The following is a 23,650-nucleotide window of genomic DNA, read 5'->3' as shown; positions in this document are numbered from 1 at the left end:
CTTAATGAGTCATATGTTCGTGCAAGCTTTTCGGTTCGATCTTGACGAAATCCGGCTTATCGATAATGTTCAGGTAGCTCATCTGATTGCCCGGGTAGTTCCGCATCTTCCAGCCCAACATATTTTTGTTGCCGCCATACAATGGATCGGAATAAGCGCCTTCCAGCGTCAAGGAGCGCAGCATTTTGAAGAAGGAAGCGGTCGTATCGCCGTTCGACAAGATCACATCCTTACCGGCCTCGAACGATTTCAGCACTTCATCCTTTTCGTTGTCCGCCAGTTCGGTGAACGGCTTATTGTATTTTTTCATACTGAAGCCCTTCAATGCATCGAGCCCCATCGAGAACAATTCGTGCCGCTTAATGCTCGGATACTCACCTTGCGTCATTTCCCCTTTGAAAAACGGACCCATCATATAATCCCGCGCATTAATGCCCCATTGGTTCGCCAGCTGATGGTCGATATAATAGGCAGCACCAAGTTCAATCGCTCCAGGCCCGAGCTCGTCCTTAGGGAAAATCCGCTCGACAGCCGCTTCCGTAATGCGGAACTGCTCCTGATTGAAATACATGAGCGCCTGATTGAAATCCGCTGCTGGAGGCTGCTCCTCCGGAGTTGCCGCAGGTGGCTGTTCCTTCGGCTTAGTGAGCGAATTGTTGAGAACCGCCCCTACGACCCCGCCGACGACGACACCCCCAAGCGCTGCACCTGACACTTTCAAGAAATTGCGCCGGGAGCCGCTTCGAGGCTGGTTTTCTTTATGTTCTGGCACAGTACTCCTCCTCGTCTTGCATCCAATTCTTCTCTTTCATGTTGGTAAACTTACTATTTCCGCCATATCGGAAACTATGCACAAAAAAGGCAGAGCTCCTGCCCCGCCTCATGCTTGCACTATACTGCTATGCATCGATCTTGTTACTTCTTAGCCGCCAGCCAATCTGTGAGCGCCTTGATTTCATCTTCGCTCAGCACGCCCTTAAATGCCGTCATCCCATTGCCGCCGTTGTGAATGATGTTCGAAATTTCTTCCGGCGTTCTTTTAGCCCCTACTTTCTGTAAATTCGGTCCGACCTGTCCGCTGAGATCAGATGCATGACAAGCAAGACAGTTCTGCTTATATACAGCTTCAACATCAACATTAGTTGTAGTTTGGCCCGGGGTCTGCCCTTGCGTTTGACCTTGATTCTCCTTTTGGGACTGTTCTTTATCTGTATTGGTCTTTGAACCGCATGCGGTTAGTCCAAGGACAAGAACGACTGCCAGCAGCATCATTGTAACTTTCTTCATCACTTTACACCTCTAATCATCCTAGGAATAGCGTTAGGTTATCCGAAAGACTTACCGTTCATTCTCGGTCAGAGGCGAGAACTATTAAATTAAATTGTGCACAATTTAATTGACTGAAATTAAAATTGATGGTATAAATAATAATAGAATTAAGCGATTGCAAATATCATTGAGTATGTGAATGCAAAGGAGCGAACAATGATGACAACGGTTTATGATTTCTCAGTCAAGACGCCAAGCGGTGACATGAAATCTTTGCGAGACTATGAAGGTCAGGTCATTCTGGTCGTCAATACGGCAAGCAAATGCGGCTTTACGCCCCAATTCACAGAGCTGCAGCAATTGTATGATAAGTATAAAGAGCGCGGCTTGGTCATCCTCGGATTTCCGTGCGATCAATTCAACAAGCAGGAGTTTGACGACATCGGTGAAACAATGGAATTTTGCCAATTGAACTATGGTGTCAACTTCCCGATGTTTGCCAAGGTGGACGTGAAAGGGCCGGAAGCGGAGCCGCTCTTTACACATTTGATTTCGGAGAAAAAAGGACTGCTCGGCAGCGACGTCAAATGGAACTTCACCAAGTTCCTCGTGGACCGATCCGGTCAGGTCGTGAAGCGCTGCGCGCCGCAGACGAATCCTGCTAAAATGGAAGACGAAATTACGGCCTTGCTGTAAGGTGTAACGAGGAGTTGCTTACGATGTCAACACAGTCTGAAGCTCACGAAGCGAACGATAACGATAGCTTGCTAAAGCTGGATAATCAGTTATGCTTCGCCGTTTATGCCGCATCGCGGGAGATGACGAAGCTGTACCGTCCGCTGCTGGAGCGGCTGGACATTACGTATCCGCAATATTTGACGCTGCTGGCGTTGTGGGAGCGGGATGGAATGACGGTCAAGTCATTGGGCGCCCGGTTGTATCTCGATTCCGGCACATTAACGCCGATGCTGAAGCGCATGGAGCAGCAAGGGTTGCTAGAGCGGATGCGCGATCCAGAGGACGAGCGCAAAGTCATTATTACGCTCACGGATAAAGGCCGGGCCATGAAGGACGAGGCAAAGTGCATCCCTCAGCAATTGGCTGGGCAGGTATGCAAGCTGACCGACGCTCCCGATAAACTGCTGCAGGACCTTCATTCTCTCCTGGCACTGCTGCGGCAAGCGAATGCGGAAGTTCATGAATAAAACGTTGACTTCCGGGAAGGATGTCATATAATTAAAGTTGTTTTAAAGGTCAAATTGCAACCACTCATTATATGTACAATCAGATATAGTCATTAAGCCGATGATGAGCATCCAACTCAGAGGCGTTCTCGTTAAGGCATCGGCATTCCGATGCTCCTAAGCTAACCGGCACCGCCCGTTACCGCGGAACCAAGAGGATCCACGGCGCATATGCGCCGTGGATCAAGTTGGGTGGCACCGCGAGCTTGCGCTCCTCGTCCCAATCGGATGAGGGGCGCTTTCTGTTTATTTTCGGATATGCGAACGGTGAAGGAGACGATGAACGATGTTGGACATGAAATGGATACGAACGAATGCGGAACAGGTACAGCGGGCGGCCCAGCTAAAGGGCATGGCTTTCGATGTGCAGGAGCTCCTATCATGGGATGCGAAACGAAGAGACTTGCTGCAAATTACGGAAGCGATGCGTCAGGAACGCAACACCGCTTCGGGGCAGATTGCTGTGCATATGCGCGCAGGGGACAAGGAACCAGCCGAGCGGTTAAAGGAGCAGGTCCGCCGGCTGAACGAAGAGCTTGGCCGGTCAGAGCAGGAATTGGAGGAGGCCGAACGGCAATACCGCCGGCTCCTGCTGCTGGTGCCCAATCTTCCTTCGGATGATTCGCCCGTCGGCCTTACTGATGCGGACAATGTCGAAGTACGGCGATTCGGAGAACCCCGCACGTTCGACTTCCCTCTGCTCGACCATGTGGAATTAGGTGAACGGCTCGACCTGTTCGATATCCCGCGTGGCGTGAAGGTGGGCGGCGCACGGAGCTATTATTTGAAAAATGCTGGGCTCCTGCTGCATCGCGCCGTGCAGCAATTCGCGATCGACATGCTGATGGATCGCGGCTTCACCATTATGGATGTGCCGTTGATGGCGCGCCGGGATGCCCTCATCGGCACGGGCTTCTTCCCGCTCGGCGAGGACCAATGCTACGCCATTCCTGAGGAGCAGCTATGGCTTGTAGGCACCTCGGAGGTGAGCCTCGTCTCCTATTATGGCGACGAGATCGTCGATATGAGCGAGCCGATCCGGCTCGCCGGCGTGTCGGCCTGCTTCCGGCGCGAGGTCGGTTCGGCAGGACGGGACGTGCGCGGCTTGTACCGCGTGCATCAATTCGCCAAGGTTGAGCAGGTCATTCTCGCCCCGAACGATGCTGCGGTGTCTAACCGCCTGCTGGAAGAGATGGTCGGCCATGCCGAAAGCATCCTGCAGGCGCTGGAGCTTCCTTATCGCGTCGTGGCTGTCTGCACCGGCGACATGTCGCAGAAGACGTTCAAGCAGTACGACATCGAGACATGGATGCCTAGCCGCGAGGCTTATGGCGAGACCCATTCGGCGTCGAACCTGCACGACTTCCAAGCGCGGCGCATGAACATCCGCTACCGCGACGCGGAGGGCCAGCTGCAGTATTGCCATACCTTGAACAATACGGCGGTCGCCACGCCGCGCATCCTCATTCCGCTGCTTGAGAACCATCAGCAGGCGGATGGCTCGATCCGCATACCCGAGGCGCTTCGCCCTTACATGCGCGGCATGGCAGAGATCCGGCTGTAGCCGCTATATGCAATAACAACATGCGGATGCCCGCTATCCTGTCTTCATTTGCCATGGATAGCGGACATCCGCTTTAGCTTTTTATTCCGGTTGAGTGGCCTTCATATAACGTTCGGTACGTCCATTCCTTAGCGATTTTGTCATCTTCCAAGGCAAGGATAGGATGTTCGCAGCATCTATTGGAAATTGTACAGTAAAATGTAGGAAGGATGCGGCTAAACGTCATTTGGACTGTATTTAGTCCAGTGGATCGGCTGTTTTTCAGTGATTGCTGCGGAATGAATGTCAAAACATTGGATAAATTCCAATGGAACCCGCCATTAAGAAATTTACGTGCTGTTTCATTGTACGTTATCCAATCTAGGATGAGAGAAGAGAGAGCCGGCCTTCCCCTTCTGCCTTATAGGTGTGCAGATTCAGGTTCACATATCGTTCTTTCGTGTCTTGTTTTCGAACGCTGGCATCTATAGACGGAAGTCCGTGTACCCAGAGGCTGCTGCCGTCTATCAGTATCGCGAACGCCTTTTACGCCTGCCGAGCGCGCCTGCCAGAACGAAGCCGATGATGACGAGCAGGATGCCAATGCTGTCAACGCCGACATCGATGGCGTGTCCGGTCCGACCGGGGACGAAGCTCTGATGCCATTCGTCGGACATCGCATAGAGCAAGGTGAACAGCGCCCCGAGCACAATGCCCCCTGCTCGCTGCAGACGCAGCGCCAGAGCTAATTTGATCGACAAAAAAGCGAGCAGCGCGTACTCCGCGACATGTGCCGTCTTGCGAATGAAAAATTCCACAAAATCATACGGCTTCGTCCACGTGACAAGACCGCCGTCATAATAGAACTCCATCTGCGGAATCCAACGCTCCACCAAGTCCATCGGCAGCCATGACGCCAGCGTAGGCCGGAGATCCTGGTGTGTGTAGGGCTCCGACGATTTGTAGAAAATAAACGCCATCCAAAGCAGCGTCAACACGAACCACCATATGGCCCGCTTATTGCGTAAATTCATTACTTACAGGACCTCCCTTATGCCTTGTTATCTATCTGTTCGCCATCCGTCCGTTTCTCGCCCGGTATCGCTGTAATCGCATCCGCGTGAGAGCGCAGTGATTTCGTCACTTCGAACTTGCCCAACTGCGTAGTGCTGCCATCCCCGCCGATCTTGCCGTAGGTTACTGCATCCTGGACCGGGAACGAATGGCTGAAGTAGACCGCCCTGTCTTCTTGCTCCGGCTTCTTGCCGAACTCTTCGATAAATTTATCGGAGTTGCTGCCCATACGTCCTTGCCATATCACTTCGGCCAAGCCATCGCTATTAATAACGACATAGCTCATAATGTCTTTGACGCTGTAATAATAGCGCAGCGCCTCCCCTTCAGGAAACTGAATGCTTACCGCAAATCCTTCAGCACGCGGCAGCAGCTCCCGATTCGGATATACGGTTGGTAAACGAAGCACTTCCTTGCGCGCATCCTCCAAGCTTCCGGTTCGAATAACCTCATCCCGCTTCACCCGCTCGGGCGTGCGGATGACGGCTGTCTTCTTCGCTTCGTTCCACACCACTTTGCCTCCCAATGCTTCACTAATGAAGCGCAGCGGCACATACGTATGCCCATCGATAATGCGTACCGGCGCGTCCAGATTCACTTGTTTCCCGTTCACCGAAGCGTGCGCTTCGTCAGCCACCAGCTTTACTGTCTTCGTTTTGTCAGCGGGATACACCCAGACCGTCTTGTTCTTCGCATCCCAATTGTACGTAATATCCTGCTTGTCTTTTTTGTCCTGCTTATCAAAGTAGCTATAATCGTCGAATGCAAAAAGAGGAACCATAATATAGTTGTTTTCCCATTTCCATTCCGATATATCGTACCCGTTCAAATACACCTTCACGTCGCTCTTCGACGAGGCCGCTTGCGCTGATTGTGCCGCTGTTCCGACGAATCCGAACCATAAGGACAGACAGAGTGCGGCGACTAACCATTTTCTCATTTCACTTCTGCTCCTCTCTTAGTGGATGTACATTTGACTTGAGCGCTTCTTTTTCTTCTTTAATGCTTCTCTCTTCTATAGACCGAACCCTTCTTGCAAATGTTGCAAATTTCGACGCATTCCGTTCGATACACAAAAAACATCCCCCGCAGCGATAATTATCGCCCGAGGGATGCTCTATAGGTCTGACGTTATGGGATGACAGCAATCACTTCAATCTCGACAAGCCCGTCCTTCGGCAGACGCGCTACTTCTACGGCGCTTCGTGCTGGATACGGCTCGGTGAAGTATGAGGCATATACTCCATTCACCTTCTGAAAATCATTCATATTCTTCAAGAACACCGTCGTCTTGATGACATGTTCCATACCGGAACCCGCCGCTTCCACAATAGCCTTCACGTTGTTAAGCGAAAGCGCCGTCTGCTCCTCCACGGTCGGTGGAAACGCTCCTGTCGAAGCATCCATGCCCAACTGGCCGGAAGTAAACAGCAGCTGTCCGTACCGGACCGCTTGAGAGTAAGGGCCGATCGCTCCCGGTGCAAGCGTTGTGTTAATCTGGTGTGTCGCGGGATGTTCCGCGGGGATTGCAGCTTCATGCATTTCAACCAACTCCTTCTTGAATTTGTAGCGTTGCGGCTGTTACAAAGATACCGTCTTGCCTGCTCCGCCAGAGACCGACGAATTGTGAGATTGCTCTTCGTCAGATTGGTACTCCTTCAACATCTCCGCCTGCTGTTCTGGCGTCAGCTTGGCAATACCGAAGCCAGTGAAGCCCCAGATCGTCGCGAAGATGATGCCTGTCCAGCATAGGACCGCCCATGGCAAATAGTCGAGCGTCGCTACGCCTAGCGTGCCAGCCATGTAAGCCCCGGCCGCAGTCCACGGCAGAATCGGTTCGGTTATCGCAGCGGAATCCTCTACGGTACGTCCGAGGTTCTTCGGATGCAAGCCGCGGCGGATATACGCCTCGCGCAGCATTTCCCCTGGCATCAGGATAGAGACTTGGCCGTTGCTCGTTACCCCAATCATCGTCAATCCGGTGATGATGGTCGCTACAATCAGCGACCCTGTGGAATGAACCAGCTTCAGCAGCTTGTTGACGATTAATTCGAGTGACTTCGTTACAGAAATCGCTCCGGCGAACGATATCGCACAGAAGCAGATGAGCAGCGTTCCCATCATGGAATTCATGCCGCCGCGGTTCAGCAAACGCGGAATATCGGCGATAACCGCGGAAGCATCGAAGCCAGGAAGGGTAACCATTGAGATATTAAATCCGTTCACAACGGATGCCACCACATCGTGCAGCGAAAATCCTTGAAATATCATTCCGTTCGCCATCGCGAACATGGACGAGATGAGCATAACCGGAATCGTCGGCTTTTTCCCTATTGAACCATATAAAATAATGAGCACAGGGACGACGAGCAGCAAATTCCAGTCGTATATCGTGTCGAGCGTGCTCATAATCGTGCCGACCTTCTCCGGAATTTCCACACCTTCCGCATTCGTGTTCAGACCGGTAATGACATACACAATTCCTGCAACGACGAAGGAAGGAAGCGTCGTATAGAGCAAATGACCGATATGCTCATACAGATTCACGCCAGTGGACAGCGCAGCAATGTTCGTCGTATCGGATAGCGGAGACAGCTTGTCCCCGAAGTAAGCACCAGCGACGACCGCACCGGCGACAGCGGCCAGATTGGCGTCCATTCCAGCTCCTACTCCCATGAACGCCACGCCAATCGTTCCCGCCGAGCCCCATGAGGTGCCTGTACATACGGACACGACCGAAGTGACCAGGAAGGCTGTTACGAGCAGGAACTGGGGATCGATGATTTTCAAGCCGTAATAAATCATCATCGGGATCGTACCGCCAATCATCCATGCGCCGATCATAAGTCCGACCGTAATCAAAATAAGCATGGCCGGCATCGTCTTGGCAATTTTGTGCGAGATCGAATCCAACACATCATTGTAGCTGTATCCAAGCTTGATTGCGATGATGCCTGCAACCACCGCTGAAATAATAATGAGCGGCTCCGGCGGAAGCTCGAACAACACATACCCTAAGCTAAGCAGAATAACCATCGTGATCACTGGAAGTAAAGCTAAAAATAACGTTGGCTGCCGTTTCAAACTTCCCGTCTGTTGTTTAGCCATGTGAGTACTCCCCCTGGGATGTAATAGATGTTAGAATCTGTCTTGCTTACACTTTGCGAAGCGGATACGTTCGTTTCATACGGTTCAGTGCTTCGGCAAGCAAGGCGCGCGGAGTGGCGACATTCAAGCGGATAAATCCTTCCCCGCCCGGACCGAAGGAAGTACCCCAGCTTACGCTGACTCGGGCCTCTTGCTCGAGCCAGCGCTTCAGTTCCTCTTCCTTAGCGCTTAGCGCTGTACAATCCATCCACAGAAGATAAGTTCCTTCTGGCTTGTCGATGCTCAGCTCTGGAAAATGCTCGGCGAAGAACGATCTCGTAAACGCGATATTATCGTCAATGTAACCCCTTACAGAAATGAGCCAGTCGTCACATTCAGTGTAGGCCACCTCCAATGCCGGTATGGCAAAGAAGGTTGGATTGTGAATTCCCGCCTGCTGCAAGCTCATCTTGAAGTGATCTCGCAATCGTTCATTCGGAATGATGATGTTCGCAATTTCAAGACTGGCCAGATTGAACGTCTTCCCCGGAGAGGTGCAGATGATCGAGCGCTGTGCAACCTCCTCCGACAGCTTGGCGATAATCGTATGCTCATGCCCTTCGTGGATGAAGTCAGCGTGAATATCGTCGGACACGATGAGCGCATCGTAGCGGCAGCACAGCTCCGCAATACGCTCCAGCTCTTCACGAGTCCACACCCGTCCGATTGGATTATGGGGAGAACATAACAGCACAAGCTTGACCCCTTCCCGCATCCGCTGTTCCATGTCCTCGAAGTCGATGACATACTTCCCTTGCTCGCGGAGGAGCGGGCTTTCCACCAGCAGGCGCTCATTTAACGTAACCGTTTTCGCAATCGGTTGATATGCAGGCGTATGGATTAAGATCCGGTCGCCCTTCTCTGTGAACTGCTGCACGACGAGAGATACCGCCTGTACGATGCGCGGGCAAAAGACGATCCACTCCTCGGGCACGCTCCAGCCGTAAGCGCTATCAACCCATCGCTGAACGGCCTGATAATATGGCGCGAACGGATCGGTATATCCGTAAATGCCGTGCTGTGCCATCTCCGCCATTTTGTCAATTACCGCTTGCGGTGTACGCAAGTCCATATCAGCAACCGACAGGGCAAGCATGTCCTTGCCCATCGTCTCCGCCATTCCATCCCATTTGGCGCAATTCGTGCCGAAGCGGCTGACGATTTCATCAAAAATTGCTGGATTCACAGCCATTACCGCCACCTTCCTTTCGTTTCATTTCGTGGTGTATTTATTTTAACTTCTGCAAATACCGATAGACGGTAGGTTCGGAAATGGACAGCGCCTTAGCTACTTGGGACACGCCACCCTTCATCAGGAACACTCCCAGCTCATTTAATTCCTTCACGATATCCATTTTCTCCTTGGAAGACAGACGTTCCGGCGGCACGCTCACTTTCCCCAACACCGACGTAATCATGTCATGAAGCAGGTCATCGACGTTGCCTTGCAAATATTCCGCAGCCGGATTTTCCTCTGGGGCATTCAGCTCCGCAGGCGCAGAGAGAGAGCCTCCAAGAAGCACATGCTGAATCCATTCCGCCGCCACATCCAGATGAGAGATGTCGATGTTCAAGCACATCAGTCCGACGAGCTCTTCCCCATCATTTTTAATGAAATAGGTAGACGAGCGGAATGCTTGGCCATGGGAACCCCGTGCTTTGTAGTTCGTGATGAACTGCTGTTCCCTATAGGCCCCGCCCTTCAACAACTTCAATACAAGGTCGGTGGATCCGTCTCCCACTTTGCGGCCGCTGATGTGGCCGTTCTCTATAAAAATGATGGAATGCTCCGGGTCGCTAATATCATGCACGACCACTTCACATTTCGGACCGATAATCGAAGCGATAAATGAGGCCATAGGGAAGTAAGATTGCAATAGAACCCGATTGGGGTGTGCCGCAAGTTGTTCCATAAGAGCCCTCCTTCCTGTATGTAACCAATTAAAAGATAATGTTTAATAATGACTATATAAGTCGAACTACAAGGGGATACGGTAACTAGATGCATTTCTTATAATAAATTATTATCTTGATAATATATTATTATCTTTATAAAACGTTTTCAATAGTTATTTTTGGAAATTGAGAAAAAAAAGAAAAAGCCCCGTAACGGCAGCGGCACATTACGAGACTTCGTAAGACTTGGCATAACTTTATAGGGACACTTTGCATGTTCCATACTTCCTCTTGAAGCTTATTTATCGTCATCCGGTGGCAACATCCGACATGAACAATTGCGCGAGAGAGGCTTTAATCCCTTTCCGTTCGCCCCCGATAACGACGTATTACAGCTTCACCCGCTGCAGCCGCAGTGCATTCAGCACGACAGATACCGAACTGAGCGCCATGGCCGTGCCCGCAATCCATGGAGCCAGCAGTCCAAGCGCCGCAATCGGAATGCCGACTGAATTGTAGGCAAGCGCCCAAAATAAGTTCTGACGAATGTTGCTCATCGTCTTGCGGCTCATGTAAATCGCATCAGGGATGCTGTTCAGGTCGCCGCGCATCAGCGTCACATCAGCCGCTTCCATTGCGACGTCGGTTCCGGTGCCAATGGCCATCCCGATATCCGCCATCGCCAGCGCCGGCGCGTCGTTGATGCCATCGCCGACCATCGCGACTTTCTTGCCTTGCGCCTGCAGCTTCTTCACTTCCGCCGCTTTGCCTTCCGGCAGCACTTCAGCCAACACATGCTCGATGCCAGCCTGAGACGCGATTGCCTGGGCCGTGCGTTCGTTGTCCCCGGTAATCATGATGACTTCGATTCCCATTTGCTTCAGACGCGCAACCGCTGTTTTCGAAGTGTCCTTAATCGTATCGGCGACGGCAACGATGCCCGCGTATTGTCGATCGACCGCAATTAGCATGGCCGTCTTGCCGTCTTGCTCCAGTCGGGACATGCGTTCGAACGCATGCTGCGCTTGTACATCGTATCTGCCCATCAGCTTGCGTGTACCGGCAAGAACTTCTTTGCCTTCCACGACAGCGCGTATCCCGTACCCTGGCATTGCTTCAAATTCATCCGTTGCCGTCAATGCAATCCCTTTGTTCACTATCCCGCTCACGATCGCCTCCGCCAGCGGATGCTCCGAATCTTTCTCGGCAGAACCGACCAAGCGCAGGAACGCGGCTTCATCGATGCCCTCAGCAACAACATCTGTCAGTTCCGGCTTGCCTTTCGTAATTGTACCGGTCTTATCAAGTATGATTGCTTCAATTTTGTGCGTAGATTCGAGATGCTCTCCGCCCTTGAACAGAATGCCCCACTCGGCAGCGCGGCCCGAACCAGCCATAATTGAAGTCGGCGTAGCCAGACCGAGAGCGCATGGACATGCGATAACCAGTACGGCAATCGCGATTTCAAGCGCACCTGCGAAGTTGCCGGGAGCTACCGCGAAATACCATACAAAGAAAGAGATGAGCGCAATACCGACCACAATCGGAACGAAGATGCCGGAAATAACGTCGGCGACCCGCTGAATCGGGGCTTTCGAGCCTTGCGCTTCTTCCACGACTTTGATGATTTGCGCCAAGGCGGTTTCCCTCCCGACCTTGGTCGCGCGAATTTTCAATCTGCCGTTTTTATTAATCGTCGCGCCGATGACTTGGTCCCCGGCATTTTTATCGACAGGAATACTTTCTCCTGTCAACATCGATTCATCGACAGAAGATGTTCCTTCCAGCACTTCTCCATCCACTGGAATCTTTTCGCCCGGCTTCACCAGCACGACATCCCCGGCAAGGACCTCCTCCACCGGAATGGTCAGCTCCTGTCCGTCGCGGACGACCAGAGCCGTCTTGGCCTGCAATCCCATCAGCTTCTTAATCGCTTCAGAGGTGCGGCCTTTGGCAAGCGATTCGAACAGTTTGCCGAGGATGACAAGAGTAATGAGCACGGCACTAGTCTCGTAATACATTTCCGGACCATGGTGTCCGTTAGCGCCTTGCACAGCCCATTGAATGGTCAGATAGAGGCTGTAAAAGTAAGCCGCCGAAGTCCCCAGCGCAACCAACACGTCCATGTTGGCGCTCTTGTTGCTGAGCGCCTTGTACGCTCCGACATAGAATTGCTTCCCGATATAGAATTGGACCGGTGTGGACAACGCCAGTTGGAACCACGGATTCATGAACAATTCAGGCAGCCATATCCATGACGTGAAGGAAAAGTGGCTGACCATCGACCATAGAAGCGGGAATGATAGAATCGCAGATGCAATCAGCTTGCGCTTCTGGCGCGTCACTTCCTGCTTGCGGTGCTCCGCTGGCTCTCCCTGAGCCTGCTTCGGCACTGCCGTATAGCCAAGCTTCTCTACCCGCTGCTGCATATCTTGAACCGACAAGTCCGCCGGATTGTATTCCACACGAGCCGTTTCCATTGCAAAGTTAACTGTGGCTGAAGCAACGCCAGGGATCTTGTTGAGCGTCTTCTCGATTCGAGTTGCGCAAGCCGCACACGTCATACCGTCAAGCTGCAAATCGACCGTATCCTTCACGGTATCATAACCAAGCTTCTGAATCGCTTCTTCCATTCGTCCGGCATCAGTCTTGCCTGGATCATACGTGACCGTCGCCCGTTCCATGGCAAAATTCACATTCGCTTCCGCAACGCCCTCGATTTTATTCAACCCTTTCTCGATCCGATTTGCGCAAGCTGCACAGGTCATGCCTGAAATTTGTAAAGAGGTTTGCTTTATTCCCTTACCAGTTGCGTCCATAAAATAACACCTCACCTGCTTCTTAGCCTCGCGTTCGTTCTGAAAAGAAAGCCGCCCTTGCGTCGGACGGCTTGTCATTACACGATGTCGTAGCCCTGATCTTCGATTGCTTCTTTAATCGCATCCAGCGTCAGCTGGCTCTCATCGTACTCTACCGTTACTTTACCTGCCGCCAAATCCACTTTTCCGCTCGCACCCAATTGCTTCATCGCATTTTCAACGGAGCTTACGCAGTGTCCGCAGTTCATTCCTTCTACGTTCAACGTCACAGTTTGCATCTTATTCAAATCTCCTTTTATATATCATTTCATTGAATTGTTAACCCTCATCGATACGTACAGCGTTCGTTCTTCTAGTGTGCCGCATTCGCACCCTGAGTATCATGCGGCTTGCCGCAACCGCTAGCGACCGGAAGAAGTTCACCTCCTCGTTTTTAGTATACCCCTCTACCCTATATCAGTCAACAACTTTATACAGTAGGTACCCACCCTATTTTATAATGCATAGAAAATGGGATTCTCTCGAATCCCTGCAACTTTCATTTCATTAATTTGTTCATTGTCGTCAATATTTCATCAATCACTTCGTGATCGCCCTCTTGGATGCGTTCGATCACGCAGCTCTTCATATGATGCTCCAGCAGCAGCTTGCCCACACCGTTCAAGGCCGCTTGAATCGAAGAAATCTGATTCAACACATCGTCGCAATACGTGTCCTTCTCAATCAGTCCTTTGACGCCGCGTATTTGCCCCTCGATTCGGTTGAGACGGGTAATTAAATTCTTCTTCGTCTTCTCAGAGTGGTGGCTCTTGCGATCATTAGAGACTGCACAACAGTCATGTTCTAGATTATTCTCGTCCATACAATCTCCTCCTAGAGGTTGTTCCAAAAGTCCCCTTTTGAACAAGCACATCTCTATATGAATCACAGTGTAGCATAGTCCCCCCACCTATGCAAAACGACTGTTGATTATACATTCATTCATTGTCAGCTTGTATGACCCCGCTTCGCAAGGAACTGTCTTCCGAACTCGCCATGGTCATGCAGGCGATGATGCTTCTCATGTAGTTATCTTGCGAACAAAAAAGGTCCTGCATTCCCATTCGGAAATGAAGACCTGATTTCCCTTCATCTCACGTGCCGTTACGCAATTCCTCTCTTGAAGCGACACTTCATCATCCATTTGCGCTCATGACGCTTCTTATAGCGCGGCAGCGCTCGGTAGATGTGAATCGCTTCCTCCCATGCGTTCTTCGCTTCCTCTTGCTTCCCGATCTGCTCGTATAATAATCCTAGACGATAATAGGCTTCGCAGGAAGAAGATTGGATATGCTGGAATGATTGCAGCACTTCTATTGCCTTGTTCTTATCTGACTGCGAATACATCGCGGCCAGCCGCAGGTAAGGCTCGCCGTATTTGACGCGCGGATTGATTGCCAACGCGGTGCGAATCGCCGCGTCTCCCCTCTCGGGGTCTCCCGTATGAATGTAGCTGGTGCCGAGGTCATCCCAGTATTCAGCCGAATGGTCCATTGACTCCTGCAGCGGCTCCAGCAGGTGGCGGGCTTCACGGTAGTTCTTCCGCTCCATGAGCAAGCGCGCCAGTTCTTGCTTAGCCGAGATGTCATGCGGATTCGTGTGCAGCTGTTGCTTCAGCTTCGAAATACGGTTCATCCGTTTCAAAGGCTTAATCATGCTCGGTGAAAGACCGATAAACTGCCGGTCAATAATATAGATAAGGAGAAGCAATACGATAACGGCCAAAAACGGATTGCCTAACAGCCACCACAGCATGCTGAACCCAATTATCTTACTCACGGCAACGTTCACATCCCCTTCAAAGATGAACCTATCATACCATATTTTTGCTATTCCTGTGAATTCGGTTGCACATCGCGATCTATCTGGGACGTGACCGCATCGCTTGCCAAAACAGTGCGCATCGTTTGATAATGAAAGGTAAGAATATCGCTATAAAACTTCAACTCAGAAGGAGATACAAGACAGTGACAACACGATCTGAAAAAGAAAAAATGATTTGCGGCGAAATATATTTGGCAGGAGACGAGGAGCTTGTACGCGAGCGTGAGCAGGCAAGACGACTGACACGTCTATATAATCAAACAACGGAAACGGACGCTGAAGAACGCACTCGGCTGCTGCAAACGTTATTCGGAACGGTCGGCGAAGGGGTGTATATTGAACCAACCTTCCGTTGCGATTACGGCTATAACATTTATGTAGGCAAAGGGTTCTATGCGAACTTCGACTGCGTTATGCTGGATGTGTGTGAAATCCGGATCGGAGACAATTGCTTTCTCGCACCGGGGGTCCACATTTATACGGCAACCCACCCGCTTCATCCGCTGGAACGAATCTCCGGCTATGAATACGGCAAACCGGTAACGATCGGCGACCGCGTCTGGATCGGCGGACGTTCCGTCATTAACCCGGGCGTGACGATCGGCAATAACGTCGTCGTCGCTTCCGGAGCTGTCGTCACGAAGGATGTGCCGGACAATGTCGTGGTCGGGGGGAACCCGGCGCGCATCATCAAGACGATTGAAGTATAGACATGCGCAGCAGGCATGATGAAAAAGGCTATCCCGCCAGCACAATCCACTGGTGGGACAGCCCCTTTGTCTATGTACACATCCTGTACATGTTCTACACTTGCAGCAACGTTAGAATAATCGAGGTCAGACCGAAGCACAGGTTAATCAGCAGCAGAAATGCCACAGCCTGCTTCTGATTCAAGCCAATCGCGAGCAAACGGTAATGCGCTTGGGAAGCATCCGCCTTGTACACCGGTTTCCCTTGCAGGAAGCGGCGGATGACAACGAAGACGTTGTCGAAGATCGGTACGCCCAAAGCCAGAATCGGGATGAACAAGGATAATACCGTCGCCTGCTTGAAGGCGCCGTCCAGTGCGATGACCCCAAGAATGAACCCCAGGAACGTCGCGCCTGCATCTCCCATAAATACCTTTGCCGGAGGTTTGTTATAACGCAAGTAGCCAACGGAAACCCCCACCAGAATAATAGCCATCATGGCGGATACGCTCTGTCCTTGCGCCAAGGCGACCGCAAAGAGCGTTCCTCCGGAAATCGCCGTCAGGCCGCCTGCCAGACCGTCCATTCCATCAGAAAAATTAATAACCGTCGTAACGCCGAATATCCACATGACCGTCAAGATGAACTGCATCCATCCAGGCAAACTGACGAATTCGTGCGTGAACGGATTGGTAAATCCTTCAAACTTAATACCGGCGCTAAAGACTATAATTGCAGCACACACCTGCACCAACAGCTTGGGCAGCGCGGGGAATTCTTTGCCGTGCGTCTTATACCAATCATCCACTGTACCGATTATCAGGATGAGCAGACCTCCGCCAAAAATGGCGATCGACTCCACCATGACATTGCGCACAAGCAACACGTAAGCGATGAAAAAACCGATAAAAATGGCAAGGCTCGCCGTTAACGGGATCGGTTCCCGATGTATCTTCCGTTCACTATCTTTCCGCGGCTTGTCTACAAAGTCAATGTGGAATGCCATCTTCCGCAGCGGCGGGATAAGGAACATTACGATTAGGGATGAAATCAAAAAAGCCGATAGGTAGAGCATAAATTCCTCCTATATTATGCTTTCTTCGAATAAAACAACCATACGATTCATTATAAGGATTTTCCCGTCTACGGCAACTAGCACCCTGTTCCTGCACCGATATCGAGCACCGTATCGTGCGCTTGAATCGGCAGCATCGTTATAATTTATTCAGCGGGAAGCATCTTTCTTCGTTCTGGAGAATCCAGCCTCCCCATCAGGCTCGGGTCAAATCGGCGTTCCGACATTCAAAATCCTCCTCGTATGCTTAAGTAAATCTCTCTCGAAGCCTTTCGAAGATGAGCAACCGGTTTTCGTATTTTTTCCATTCTACCATAATTCGCAATCGTCTCACCATGATGCTTCGGCAGCACACGGCTTGCATCGATAAGCGTGCACAGCGTACAGCTTAACGAACCCTCTTCGCTTCAGGATACGGGCCGCCTTCCTTACTTCTTTAGAACGGGACCCAAGAATGACGACGGAATCAAGCGTCGACAGTTCCTTCCTCCATACAAAAGGCAACCTGCCCACATAAATCGATGTCGAGCCCTCTATATGGCATTCTATATAGTCTACAGGATCCCGAATGTCGATGAGCTTGATAGTTGGATCCATCTGTATGAATTGGCACAAGGCAGCCGGTGTTACATAGGTTAGACCGGCGACCGGCCACATTTGCCAAATTTGATAACACAGAAACAGAATAATGAGCACCGCCAGCTCTATCCACCAATTCACGTCATTTCCTCCTCCATGAATCCTCTGCAATCACATACCCTACCAGGTATAAAAATCATATTAGCTATCATTATTAAAGTCAACCTTTCTTCAGTCCAAAATACAGGATTCGCAGCAGCCTGCAAAAATAGATTATAGATGTACCATATGCTATCATCAGAGTAGAAATTCGATGTTGAGAAGAAAGGTGTGAATCGTTGAATGCAATATCGCAAACTCGGCAAAACCGGATTGAAAGTATCCGTCATCGGCGTCGGAACGTGGCAGTTCGGCGGTGAATGGGGTCATGATTACACGCAGCAGGAAGTAGACCGAATTTTACATAAAGCAAAAGAAACAGGCATCAACCTGATCGATACGGCGGAATGCTACGGGGATCATCTGTCCGAATCGTTTATCGGCAATTTTCTGCAGCGGAACCAGCGGGAAGATTGGGTCGTCGCCACAAAGTTCGGGCACAAGTTCCACTCCCATCTCAAGCGGACGACCCAGTACGGTGCAGCAGAGGTGCTGCAACAGTTGGAGGATTCCTTGCGCGCATTGCGGACAGACTATATTGACCTATATCAATTCCACTCCGGAGACGATGAAGCATTCGACAATGACAGCTTGTGGACGATGCTGGATAAGCAGATACAGGCCGGCAAGATCCGCCATATCGGCTTGTCATTGAACAAGAGCAACAGCATGCATCAGACTTCCACTGCCAGCAAGGTCGGCGCCAGCGCGATTCAAGTCGTCTACAACCGCCTCGATCGTGAACCGGAAGCAGACGTCTTCCCTTCCTGCATCGAGCAGAACTTAGGCGTACTGGCGCGCGTTCCGCTCGCGAGCGGCTATTTGAGCGGCAAATACAGACCTGGAGCGGAATTCGCGGCGAACGATGTGCGCCATAACCACGATCGCGCCGCAGTCGATGAGAAGCTGAAGCAGGTCGAAGAAATTCAACGCACGGAAGTGCCAAAGGATGTCAACATGGCTGAATGGGCGCTTGCTTGGTGTCTGCGACACGAAGCGGTCACTTGCGTCATTCCCGGCTGCAAAAATGAAGCTCAGGTCGAAAGCAATGCTCGCGCTGCCCTTCATGCTCCAACTGACCATCCGCAGATTTGGCAAAATTGATACCGAAGAGTTCAGGACACGCCTGTGAAGCACGAGGTGTGTCTTTTTTTTGAATAAATAGCAGTATGTAATTTAATTCACAGAATAATCCCGCCACTTATAGTAACTTAAATATTGTTCATATGTTTATATTATTTACTTACTTTTTTAAAGTGATAATGCTATACTAGTGTTACCAAATATCCCGATGAATTCGAGGAGGAAAACGAAATGATGAATGATTTCTTGACCGTCATCAAGGAAAGACGTTCCGCCAACAAATTTTTGCCAAATATCGAAATATCCGCTGAGGAGCTTGATGATATTTTCTCGCTCGTCAAATTCGCGCCATCCGCGTTCAACCTTCAGCATGCGCACTATGTAACTGTCACGGACAAAGCGCTAATGGATCAGATCTATGAAGCTGCCAATAAACAGTATAAGGTCAAAACCGCCTCAGCTGTCATTATCGTGTTGGGTGATACGGAAGCCCATCTGAACGCGGGAGAATTAAACGAAGGACTGCTTCATCTCGGCGTCATGAGCAAACAAGAGTACGATATGACAGTGGAGGGCACGATACAATTTTATGAAGAACGGGGAGACACATTTAAGAGAGAGGACGCCATTCGCAACGCTAGCTTGTCCGCAATGCAATTCATGCTTGTTGCCAAAGCGAAGGGCTGGGATACTTGCCCAATGATCGGATTTGATCCCGATCAAGTGCAGTCCATCCTTAATATCCCTGACAAATACATACCGGCCATGTTGATTGCGATCGGCAAAGAAGACACCTCCAGTCAGCGTCCGCGCGGTTACCGCAAACCGGTCCGTGAATTCGTTACACATCAATCTTTTTAATATAGAGTTTGTGCATCCAATCAGGGTGTCTCCATCGTCAATATCGTTGAAGTGGCGCAGAGGCACCCTCTCCTTTTTACTTACTCAGCTCCCGCACCTGATTTTTCAAGAAGGATATCAGCCACAGTCCAACCGGAAAGCACACATATAACACAATGGCCAACACCGGCCAAATGCGGGTATCCCACCAAATCTGATAGGATGTATTCGGATATAGGATTAACGAAAGCACCGTGCAAATAATCGCCCAAGGGAAAATCAACGAGCGGCCGTCTTTTAATTGAAGCACATGCTCGAGCGCTTTAATTCCGAAATAAAAGTACATGCTCATTTTAAAATATAAGGTAGTGAGCCAAAGCGTCGCCATCAATACTTCAATTCGGGTTATGAAATCCGCAATATTGATTTTCTGCGCAAGCATATAACTCGGAAATGAGGCTCTTGCCGTACTCTCGCTGCCCAATACTAAAATACACATGAACGTCATCAGAAATAAAAAGAAACCTCCGATTGCATGTCCGATTACAAATGCCCGAATTTTGGATCCGCGGTTGCCATTCACTTGGGGATACAACGCCCAAAAGGAAAACAGCGTCAATGTCGTAAAGCTTAAATAGTGAATGACTGTCCGTGAATAAGCGGCTCCGTTCGCTTCAAACATCGGGAGAATATTATCGAGCTTGGCTTGGGGAAACACGAATACCGTCAAGGCAACAAACGTGATCGTCATTACAATGGCAAATAGTTCACCGGCCCTCGCTACCGTTCTCATTCCTAAACGCAATCCGATGACGACCGCCACTATAAACATCGCCTGCACCGCCATACGCGGTGTCTCCGGAATGATTTGAGTCGTCAGGAACGAACCCAAATAGCTTAACAAGGAAGCTACTCCGTCCAGAAACGACACAAAAGCGTACAATAGAATGAGCACGCTCCCCAGCCATTTTCCAAGGGTGTTATCTATGTAATCAAAAATCGTTTTTTCGGGGACCGTCCCCAGCCATTTTGCATAGAGGATAGCTACACCTGTACTCGCTAATATGGCAACCATCACCGCAAGCCATCCATCCTGTTTGCTGTAATACGCCGCGGCAGACGGCACATACAGGACGGATGAGCCCACCGTATGCAATACAACCAAACATAATAGCTGGCGAACATCAATCTGTTCCCTTCTCATTGCTGCACCATCCTGTCCAAGCTATCGATAATAAGACGGCTAAGCGGCTCCATCACCCAGGCAAACCACTGATTCGGATTTGGCAGCGGCACATCCAACAAATAGACCAGAGCCAGTACCATGGCGCCTGCAAACATGATGTTAAAGCACGGGAGCCCCTTCGAGCGATTCTGACGCCGCAATTGCGGAACTTCAATCCACAGGATCAGAACGCCGATAACGGCCAGAATCAAGATAGCCATAAGCTAATCCGCCTTCTCGTAAAATTTAAGATAGGAATTGAGCTGTGTCCCTGTTTCGTTCAAGTTGACATGCGTTGTAATATGAACTGGGACATCGGGGTAAATAGCATTCCATTTGCTTTTGATCTTCTTCCATTCCGTAAAATCCGCCTTATGCAACGCCTTCCCGAATCCAAAAATATCGGAACGGAATACACGCTGCGCCTTATAGACGGATGCGCGAAGCAGATCGGAAAAATTCTTCTCCGTATCCCGTTCCACGCGAGCGATGACTTCCGGCTTAACCAGATCAATATTGCAAGCGGCTTCTGCCACATTCACATCTACCGTTATGTTAATCCGTATTTCGGGCTTGCCGTTGCGGAATTGGCCAGTCACCGAACTGTCGGCGCGCTTTACCTCCAGTCCGATAATGCCCCCGCCCGGACAAGGCGTAATCCCGATTGTGCTGCTGACATTTCCCGTAATATAGTTATATCCTTTGCTCTCCTCTTCATTGAGCCATCCGATCAGCTTATCTTGTCTGAATACGCCGAGTGTACTAAATTTCGTTATGGTCAGATCTGACGTTCTTTGCGTATTTTCCACCTTGTTTGCGGATTGGCCGGGATTTTCGATAGTGACGCCAGGAAGTACCGGTTCCTTGCCGACGAGGAACGACTGCTGCAAGAAATCATTCAACAGCACGCCTCTCGTCGGGGCCCAGTTCTTCTCCGACTGCTCCAACGCCATGTACAGCTTATTTGCCGACATGCGTTCAAACGGCGTTATTACCTCGAGCACATGTTGCGCCGACGTGTTGCGGGCTATGACAACGTAAAAATCACCCCGAATTTCATGATCGCGCGACAGATCGAGCAAATACTTCATCCCTTCTCTGGCTACCTCCTCGCTAATTACTAGGATACGCATATGGGATAAATACACTTTGCGCGGAATTTGCACAGTCATATGGCGGAAGGCTTCCAAAAGTATGCGTCCCTTCTCTTGGACGACTAATACAGGTGCAGCCGTAGAGCCCCCCTTTTTGGCGGCAATCGCGCTGACGTTGGCAAGTTGCGCGGACACGATATACTCGCCGTCCTGCTTGTCGATTCCGATACCCAGGGCAATGCCCAGCGTATCCAACTCCCTCCGGTTCCAGCACGATGTCAGCAGCAGGGCAATCATCATCAGAGCCAGAAAGGCTCCCGCCATTCGTTTCATTGGACATCCTCCCATGCTTCATAATTACGATGATGACGAATCCGAACCGCCTCTCTTCTCTGTTGATTCGTCAGGCGGCTCTCTGTACACATTGGTGTGCAGCAGGCTCGGCCGCGTGTACATCATCCACCACGGTGCGCGCACCAATGTATCCTTTTGATCCGGCAAGCGGAACGGCGCGAGCGGCGACATATACGGCTTGCCGAACGATTCCAGATGGCACATGTGCATGACCAAAATAACCGATCCGATAAATATTCCGTAGAAGCCGAATGAGGCCGCCAACCCCATAAAGACGAACCGAAGCAGCCTAATGGATATGCCGACTTCCGGATTCGGAAAGATCATGCTTGTAATGGCGGTAATCGAGACGATGATGACCATGACCGGAGATACCAAGTCCGCTTCGACCGCGGCTTGTCCCAACACTAAGGCGCCTACAATCGAAATCGCCGTGCCGACAGCGCGCGGCATCCGTATCCCGGCTTCATACAGCAGCCGGAACGTAATCTCCATCATGACGGCTTCCACAAATGCGGGAAAAGGAACCCCTTCCCGCTGCGCGGCAAGGCTGATCAACATCTGGGTCGGAATCATTTCCTGATGGAAGGTGGTCAAGGCGATGTATATAGATGGAGTCAATAAGGTAATGACAAAAGAAACAAAGCGGAGCATGCGCGAAAAACCGAAATCATAGCGCTGGTAATAATCTTCCGCCGACTGCATAAATTCGGTAAACAAGGACGGCACAATCAAGACATGCGGCGAGCCGTCAATAATAATGGCGACTCTTCCTTCCAATAATGCGGCCGCCACTACATCGGGCCGTTCTGTATTGTTCACTGTAGGAAAAAAGCCGAAGGTGCTGTCCTGAATGAACTCTTCCACGTAATTGCTTTCTAGCACACCGTCAATCTTTATAGACTCCAAGCGCGAATGAAGCTCGGCAAGCACGCCCTCGTCAACGATCCCTTGTATATATATGACGGACACGGACGTCTTCGTCAGCAATCCGAGCTCCTTCGATTCGATACGTAAATCCGGATGTTTAATGCGCTTGCGGACCAGCGCCGTATTGACGCGAATTGTCTCTGTAAAAGCTTCCTGCGGCCCTTTGATGACCGTCTGGGAGGTCGGTTCGCTGACAGTGCGATGCTCCCATCCGTTCGTGCATACTGCATGAGCTTCATCATGCCCGTCGATGACCAGCACCGTCTTGCCGCACAGTACCGCATGCAGCAGATCATCCCGCCGCTTAAGCGGCTGCACATCCCCTGCCGCAATTCCCAGCTGCTGTATCCAAGCTCCCGCATCAGACGTCTGGTTCGTTGTCATGTTCAGGTCCACACGGTCAGATCGCACCAGAAAGGACTGGATCAAATAATATACAATTGTCGGGTTGACCATTCCGTCCAAATAAATAAAGGCAACGTCCGTCTTCCCGTCCTGACCGGCCTTCAATTGCCGAATAACGAGATCGGAGCTATCGCCCAGCGCCTGACGCACTTCATCCAACTGTGCAATCAAATCGGGTTGAAGCGGCTGCTTGTCATCTTCCGTCATAAGACCATCCCGCTCCTTGCTAAGAGACAGCGGACCCACCCTCCTAATTGTTTCGTTCTTTTTTATCCTGAAAAAGAGTTTTTTTATGGTATGCCCATCCGAGAATAAAGACATGCGCTGACGATCTCCTGTAGAACAAGAAAACGTCTCATCCT

At 50.7% G+C, this 23,650-nt stretch carries 24 protein-coding genes; 6 read left to right on the top strand and 18 right to left on the bottom strand.

Features of this window, described 5'->3' with window-relative positions:
- Position 1 precedes the first annotated feature (1 nt).
- Together A372_RS0124250 and A372_RS0124245 are read right to left on the bottom strand one after the other, a co-directional pair.
- Positions 2-772 carry a gluconate 2-dehydrogenase subunit 3 family protein gene (locus tag A372_RS0124250; protein ID WP_019423506.1) on the bottom strand — a complete coding sequence of 257 codons (771 nt, stop codon included), beginning with the start codon at positions 770-772 and terminating at the stop codon, positions 2-4.
- 143 nt (positions 773-915) lie between these two features.
- Entirely contained in the window at positions 916-1,287 is a 372-nt protein-coding gene (locus A372_RS0124245; RefSeq protein WP_019423505.1) for a c-type cytochrome, read from the bottom strand.
- Positions 1,288-1,488: 201 nt separating this feature from the next.
- Here A372_RS0124245 and A372_RS0124240 point away from each other — a divergent pair, with 201 nt between their 5' ends.
- The 3 genes from A372_RS0124240 to serS all read left to right on the top strand — a co-directional run bounded on the left by A372_RS0124240 (position 1,489) and on the right by serS (position 4,077).
- On the top strand, positions 1,489-1,965 hold the full coding sequence (locus A372_RS0124240; RefSeq protein WP_019423504.1) for a glutathione peroxidase: 477 nt from the start codon (positions 1,489-1,491) through the stop codon (positions 1,963-1,965).
- Positions 1,966-1,988: 23 nt separating this feature from the next.
- The gene (locus tag A372_RS0124235) at positions 1,989-2,474 is read left to right on the top strand and encodes a MarR family winged helix-turn-helix transcriptional regulator (RefSeq protein ID WP_019423503.1); all 486 of its coding nucleotides are present in this window, start codon (positions 1,989-1,991) and stop codon (positions 2,472-2,474) included.
- Between the two features lie 325 nt (positions 2,475-2,799).
- A complete protein-coding gene (serS, locus tag A372_RS0124230; protein WP_019423502.1) occupies positions 2,800-4,077 on the top strand; it encodes a serine--tRNA ligase in 1,278 nt (425 codons plus the stop codon).
- Between the two features lie 506 nt (positions 4,078-4,583).
- On the opposite strand, the gene A372_RS0124225 is transcribed toward serS, so the two are convergent.
- From A372_RS0124225 to A372_RS0124180, 10 genes are all read right to left on the bottom strand, one after another.
- Complete coding sequence (locus A372_RS0124225) at positions 4,584-5,090, bottom strand: VanZ family protein (RefSeq protein ID WP_019423501.1); 507 nt, start codon at positions 5,088-5,090, stop codon at positions 4,584-4,586.
- Between the two features lie 17 nt (positions 5,091-5,107).
- Positions 5,108-6,070, bottom strand: coding sequence for a copper amine oxidase N-terminal domain-containing protein (locus A372_RS0124220; RefSeq protein WP_019423500.1), 963 nt, complete (start codon positions 6,068-6,070; stop codon positions 5,108-5,110).
- Positions 6,071-6,261: 191 nt separating this feature from the next.
- On the bottom strand, positions 6,262-6,672 hold the full coding sequence (locus tag A372_RS0124215) for a RidA family protein (RefSeq protein ID WP_019423499.1): 411 nt from the start codon (positions 6,670-6,672) through the stop codon (positions 6,262-6,264).
- A gap of 39 nt (positions 6,673-6,711) precedes the next feature.
- Positions 6,712-8,238, bottom strand: a complete 1,527-nt coding sequence (gene nhaC, locus A372_RS0124210; protein ID WP_019423498.1) for a Na+/H+ antiporter NhaC — start codon at positions 8,236-8,238, stop codon at positions 6,712-6,714.
- 46 nt (positions 8,239-8,284) lie between these two features.
- On the bottom strand, positions 8,285-9,469 hold the full coding sequence (locus A372_RS0124205) for a MalY/PatB family protein (RefSeq protein ID WP_019423497.1): 1,185 nt from the start codon (positions 9,467-9,469) through the stop codon (positions 8,285-8,287).
- 37 nt (positions 9,470-9,506) lie between these two features.
- Positions 9,507-10,190, bottom strand: coding sequence for a helix-turn-helix transcriptional regulator (locus tag A372_RS0124200; RefSeq protein ID WP_019423496.1), 684 nt, complete (start codon positions 10,188-10,190; stop codon positions 9,507-9,509).
- A gap of 372 nt (positions 10,191-10,562) precedes the next feature.
- The gene (locus A372_RS0124195; protein WP_019423495.1) at positions 10,563-12,992 is read right to left on the bottom strand and encodes a heavy metal translocating P-type ATPase; all 2,430 of its coding nucleotides are present in this window, start codon (positions 12,990-12,992) and stop codon (positions 10,563-10,565) included.
- A 77-nt stretch (positions 12,993-13,069) separates the two neighbouring features.
- Positions 13,070-13,270, bottom strand: coding sequence for a copper ion binding protein (locus A372_RS0124190; RefSeq protein ID WP_019423494.1), 201 nt, complete (start codon positions 13,268-13,270; stop codon positions 13,070-13,072).
- Positions 13,271-13,530: 260 nt separating this feature from the next.
- Positions 13,531-13,854 carry a metal-sensitive transcriptional regulator gene (locus A372_RS0124185; protein WP_019423493.1) on the bottom strand — a complete coding sequence of 108 codons (324 nt, stop codon included), beginning with the start codon at positions 13,852-13,854 and terminating at the stop codon, positions 13,531-13,533.
- A 281-nt stretch (positions 13,855-14,135) separates the two neighbouring features.
- On the bottom strand, positions 14,136-14,810 hold the full coding sequence (locus A372_RS0124180; protein ID WP_019423492.1) for a tetratricopeptide repeat protein: 675 nt from the start codon (positions 14,808-14,810) through the stop codon (positions 14,136-14,138).
- 188 nt (positions 14,811-14,998) lie between these two features.
- Between A372_RS0124180 and A372_RS0124175 the strand changes: the two genes are divergently transcribed.
- Complete coding sequence (locus A372_RS0124175; protein WP_019423491.1) at positions 14,999-15,565, top strand: maltose acetyltransferase domain-containing protein; 567 nt, start codon at positions 14,999-15,001, stop codon at positions 15,563-15,565.
- A 94-nt stretch (positions 15,566-15,659) separates the two neighbouring features.
- On the opposite strand, the gene A372_RS0124170 is transcribed toward A372_RS0124175, so the two are convergent.
- Both A372_RS0124170 and A372_RS34700 read right to left on the bottom strand, forming a co-directional pair.
- On the bottom strand, positions 15,660-16,619 hold the full coding sequence (locus A372_RS0124170) for an MraY family glycosyltransferase (RefSeq protein WP_019423490.1): 960 nt from the start codon (positions 16,617-16,619) through the stop codon (positions 15,660-15,662).
- A 330-nt stretch (positions 16,620-16,949) separates the two neighbouring features.
- Positions 16,950-17,339, bottom strand: coding sequence for a rhodanese-like domain-containing protein (locus tag A372_RS34700; protein ID WP_019423489.1), 390 nt, complete (start codon positions 17,337-17,339; stop codon positions 16,950-16,952).
- 201 nt (positions 17,340-17,540) lie between these two features.
- Between A372_RS34700 and A372_RS0124155 the strand changes: the two genes are divergently transcribed.
- Both A372_RS0124155 and A372_RS0124150 read left to right on the top strand, forming a co-directional pair.
- On the top strand, positions 17,541-18,461 hold the full coding sequence (locus A372_RS0124155) for an aldo/keto reductase (protein WP_019423488.1): 921 nt from the start codon (positions 17,541-17,543) through the stop codon (positions 18,459-18,461).
- Between the two features lie 213 nt (positions 18,462-18,674).
- Positions 18,675-19,301, top strand: coding sequence for a nitroreductase family protein (locus tag A372_RS0124150; protein ID WP_026011268.1), 627 nt, complete (start codon positions 18,675-18,677; stop codon positions 19,299-19,301).
- A gap of 76 nt (positions 19,302-19,377) precedes the next feature.
- Here A372_RS0124150 and A372_RS0124145 read toward each other — a convergent pair whose 3' ends face one another.
- The 4 genes from A372_RS0124145 to A372_RS0124130 are packed head-to-tail and all read right to left on the bottom strand — an operon-like array spanning position 19,378 to position 23,495.
- Entirely contained in the window at positions 19,378-20,484 is a 1,107-nt protein-coding gene (locus A372_RS0124145) for a GerAB/ArcD/ProY family transporter (RefSeq protein WP_019423486.1), read from the bottom strand.
- Entirely contained in the window at positions 20,481-20,726 is a 246-nt protein-coding gene (locus A372_RS0124140) for a hypothetical protein (RefSeq protein ID WP_019423485.1), read from the bottom strand. Before A372_RS0124140 ends, A372_RS0124145 begins: the two co-directional genes overlap by 4 nt.
- 3 nt (positions 20,727-20,729) lie before the next feature.
- Positions 20,730-21,932: a Ger(x)C family spore germination protein gene (locus A372_RS0124135; RefSeq protein WP_019423484.1), complete on the bottom strand. Its 1,203-nt coding sequence runs from the start codon at positions 21,930-21,932 to the stop codon at positions 20,730-20,732.
- Between the two features lie 24 nt (positions 21,933-21,956).
- A complete protein-coding gene (locus tag A372_RS0124130; protein WP_051004539.1) occupies positions 21,957-23,495 on the bottom strand; it encodes a spore germination protein in 1,539 nt (512 codons plus the stop codon).
- Between the last annotated feature and the right edge of the window lie 155 nt (positions 23,496-23,650).

It is taken from the genome of Paenibacillus sp. OSY-SE (genome assembly GCF_000283315.1).
In the GTDB taxonomy this organism is placed as follows: Bacteria; Bacillota; Bacilli; order Paenibacillales; family Paenibacillaceae; genus Paenibacillus_B; species Paenibacillus_B profundus.
Note: the sequence above shows the minus strand (reverse complement) of the source record. Positions and strands in the feature narration are given on the sequence as shown.